3 protein-coding genes are annotated in these 4182 nt (G+C 37.5%); all 3 read right to left on the bottom strand.

Features of this window, described 5'->3' with window-relative positions; all coding sequences use genetic code 11:
• A partial coding sequence (locus tag Q0L68_RS17240; RefSeq protein ID WP_296705505.1) for an efflux RND transporter permease subunit occupies positions 1-1586 on the bottom strand: 1586 nt, incomplete at its 3' end.
• Between the two features lie 2 nt (positions 1587-1588).
• Positions 1589-2722 carry an efflux RND transporter periplasmic adaptor subunit gene (locus tag Q0L68_RS17245; protein ID WP_296705506.1) on the bottom strand — a complete coding sequence of 378 codons (1134 nt, stop codon included), beginning with the start codon at positions 2720-2722 and terminating at the stop codon, positions 1589-1591.
• Between the two features lie 57 nt (positions 2723-2779).
• Positions 2780-4153: a TolC family protein gene (locus tag Q0L68_RS17250; RefSeq protein WP_296705507.1), complete on the bottom strand. Its 1374-nt coding sequence runs from the start codon at positions 4151-4153 to the stop codon at positions 2780-2782.
• Between the last annotated feature and the right edge of the window lie 29 nt (positions 4154-4182).

Consider the following 4182-nt stretch of genomic DNA (forward strand, 5'->3'; position numbering starts at 1 on the left):
TAAAAGAATGTGGATAGAATTAAGAAAATGCCTGCAACGAGAATCGATTTTTGTTTTGGTTTTACTTTGGTCACGTCTTCCACCTTCATGAATAGTGCGGTCAATACAGGATTGATTACAAGAGCAACAAAAAGTGAAGAAGACAAAACGATGATCAAAGTAATCGGTAGAAACTTCATAAACTCCCCTACCAAATCGTCCCAAAATGCCAAAGGCAAAAATGCTGCAAGCGTAGTTGCTGTTGAAGTAATAATAGGCCAAGCCACTTCTCCCACACCTTCTTTGGCAGCTTGAATTGCTGATTTACCTTCTGACATCAAACGGTAAATATTTTCAACTACCACGATTCCATTATCAACCAACATCCCTAATGCTAAGATCAGAGAGAATAAAACCATCAGGTTCAGCGTGATTCCGAATGCATTCAGAATTAAAAATGAAATAAACATGGATAACGGAATCGCTATACCTACGAATAGTGCATTCCTAAACCCAAGGAAGAACATCAAAACCAAGACAACCAAAATAACTCCAAAAATTATGGAGTTTTCCAAGTCACTTACCTGAAGTCTGGTTTGCTTTGACTGATCATTTGTGATTGTGATTTCCAAATCCTGAGGAAATCTGTTTGCCTTGGTCGTCTCAATTATCTCTTTGATTTTATCGGCGGCAAAAAGTAGATTTTCTCCACTTCGCTTTACAACATTAATCGTTACAACAGGAAGATTTTTACTTCTCGCATAACTTGATCTCTCTTTATAAGTATCCTTTACTTCAGCGACATCTCTGAGATAGACAATCTTTTGATTATCTGTCTTTACAATAATGTTTTGCAGGTCCAATGGATCATTAAATTCCCCATCAATACGAAGCGTACGCTGATAATCTCCTGATCGAATATTACCGCCAGAAATGGTTACATTTTCTGTTTGAACCGCTTGTGCGATATCATTAAAGCTGACTCCCACTGATTCCATTTTATAAGGATCAGCATTGATCTGAATCTCCCGTTCTACTGTTCCGGCAAGATCTGCTTTAGATATTTCAGCAAGCTTTTCAATCTCGTCTTCAAGATATTCACCAAACTTTTTAAGCTCTGCTTCGGAATAATTCCCCGAAATATTCACGTTCATGATCGGGAAATCCGATGTGTTGATTTCCAAAACATTTGGATCCTGATCTAAATCTGTAGGAAGCTCACTTTTGGATTTATCCACTGCGTCCTTCACATCCTGGATTGCTTTTGAAATTTCAACTCCTGGGTTGAATTCAACCACAATCGAAGAGAAATCCTGTACCGAGGTGGAATTGATATCCTTTATATCATTTAAGGATTTCAGCTCTTTTTCAATTGGACGGGTGATCAGATTTTCGATATCAATAGGCGAGTTACCGGGATATGGAGTTCCAACATAAACCGTTGGAATTACAATTTCCGGGAAACTCTCTTTAGGCATACTTCTATATGCGCTAAGACCGAGAACTGAAATAATTAAGGTAAGAATGACTACCGAAGTTGAGTTGTCAACACTCAGACTGGACAGTCCAAACTCACGTGTTTTTTGTGATTTTTGATTTTCTGCCATAATTATTGCTCTGCTATTGTCACATTAAAATTATCTCCCACTTCCCTGAATCCTTTATCAACTAAAGTCTCTGTGCCATTTAGTCCTGTCAGAATTTCGGTTTCTTTGTCGAAAGTTTTTCCTCTCTCTACATATTTTTTAAGAGCCTTTCCTCCTTCAACAATAAATACATAGTCTCCTCTATTATCACTCAAAATCAAGTAACTTGGAACAATCACTGCATCAGTACTTTGATAATCCAAAATCTTTAGAACAGTTATCATATTTGGTTTAACCAAAGACATATTGGGTAGATAAACCTCCACTTTGAAAGTCCTGTTATTAGGATTAATAATTGCACCGACAGAAGAAACCCTGGTCTGTATTTCCTCATTGATGGAAGGGAAATTCACGTCCACCGAATCTCCTTTTGAAAGTACTCCGATATAGCTTTCAGAAATATCCGCTTCGATAAACAAATCACTTTCTCCTACAAACTGAAACATTCCCATTCCAGGCTGAACCAGTTCTCCCAATCTCACTTCCACTGATTCAATAGTCCCTGAAAAAGGGGCTCTAATGATTGCTTTATCCAAGTTGGTACGTGCAGAAGCTAAACTTCTCTCCAAACCTTCTTTTCTGTTCTTAGCTTCCAGGTATTGTACTTCTGTGCCGATTTGTTGCTTCCAAAGCCTTTCTTGCTTTTCAAAAAGCGTTTTGGCCAAATCAAGTGAGTTCTCTAACTCATCGATAGATCTTTCGATAGATTCTGCATCAATTCTCGCCAGAACCGTACCCTTAGTAACCCTCATACCTTCCAAAACTGGAACCTCAAGAATTCTTCCTGCTGTTTCGGCACTGATCACCACATTCTTTTTAGAAAGGACAGATCCGGTTACCTCAACATAATGATCAAACTCCCCTTTCCTTACTTTTGAAGTGGTAATTAATATTGACTTTTGATTCTGCTTCGCAAAGTCAGGATCTAACTTCATTAATTCCGCTTCTAATTCTGCGATTGAAGTTGTCAATTCATTCGATTGGCTTTTTAGATCTTCTAACTGGGCTCTCTTTTCTGCGATCTCATCTTTTGGTTCGCAGGAGAAAGCCAAGAAAACCAGGCCTATTAGAGTTAAAAATTTATGTGATACTTTCATCGTATTTAAATAAAGTCGGTTTTTAATTTTTTTATTCAAGCTTCTCAACTCTTTGGCTTATTGATCTAATCCTTGTTTCAAAATGCCTAGCGCTTTTTCCAAGTCAACTTTTGAAATCAGACCATCATAAAGAGCTCCTAAATAATTAATCTCAGATTCAATCAATGCTGCATCAGCCTCCACTACTTCCAGGTTTGACCCCACTCCCTCATTATATTTTATTTTGGCTATATCATATACTTCTTTAGCCAAGTCCATGCTTTCCCTTTGGACAGCCAAAACTTCAAGATCATTTGCAAGAATTTGTCTAGCCTGATAGATCTCCAAAGCGATGTTTTGGTCTAAAAAGAACTTCTGATTTTCCAATTGTTGAAGCTGGATTCTATTTCTCTGGATTCTTGCACTTTTAGAAAGACCATCGAAAATTGGAATATTCATAGAAACACCGATAAGTGAAGAACTGAACCAATTGTTTGAACTGAAAACAGTGTTAAATGAATCTCCCGCTCCGGATCTTGTATAATTCGCAACCAAATCTAAGGTTGGCATATACTGAGAAGTATTGTATCGGAGATCTAGCTGGGTCAATTCCATATTTGTATTTAATTGATCCATTTCCACTCTGCTTCCAGGATCCATTGATTGAAGAGCATCTAATTCTTCTTCAGGATTGAGTTCTGCAAGAGTTTCTGTAATGACGATATCGTAATTCTTTGGCAATCCAAGTTGGATTTTCAAAAGCTGTTTTGAAATATCATAAGCAGTCAAACTCCTCTTTAATTGTGAAAAGGTATTATTTCGCTGCACTTGAATTCGGGATACCTCAATCTTTTCTGTAAAACCTGCCTCATTTAAAGCTCTGGTTTCCTCCAGAAGAGAATCAATCCGGCTTAAGTTAGACTGAGAAAGTTTAATTCTTTCTGCATTTACCAAAACTCCGAAATAGGCTTTCTTGACATTTTCAACCACATCATTCTCCACCTTGACTTTATCAAACTCAGTCAAAGCTTTATATGTTTTGGCAGCTCTTAAGCCCACGAAGAATGATCCATCAAAAATCATTTGACTTAAATTTACTCCTAGATTACTAGAGTAGCTTACACCAAATCTTGCAGGAATAACATCCGAAGGATTACTGGGATCTCCAAAAGGAGGTTGATTCGGTAAAAACACAACCTGAACTAAAGGATTGTAATTAAATCCATAGGACCCGTTGATTTGGGGCAAACCAGCTGATGTTTCTTCTTTAATTGTAGTCTGAGCAACCATAATCTCCAATTTGGCATTCTTGGAATCAGGATTGTTTTCCAAGGCATACTCCAAGGTCTCTTTAAGATTAAGTTGGAGCACTTCCAATGGAGGTGTCTCCTGTGCAGAAACCTCTGCCTTGATAAGAATCAAGGATAAAATTGCCGCGAAATAAATTTTCATTTTTAACATGATATTATTCTAAAAAGGAT

This window comes from Algoriphagus sp. (assembly GCF_024642405.1).
In the GTDB taxonomy this organism is placed as follows: Bacteria; Bacteroidota; Bacteroidia; order Cytophagales; family Cyclobacteriaceae; genus Algoriphagus.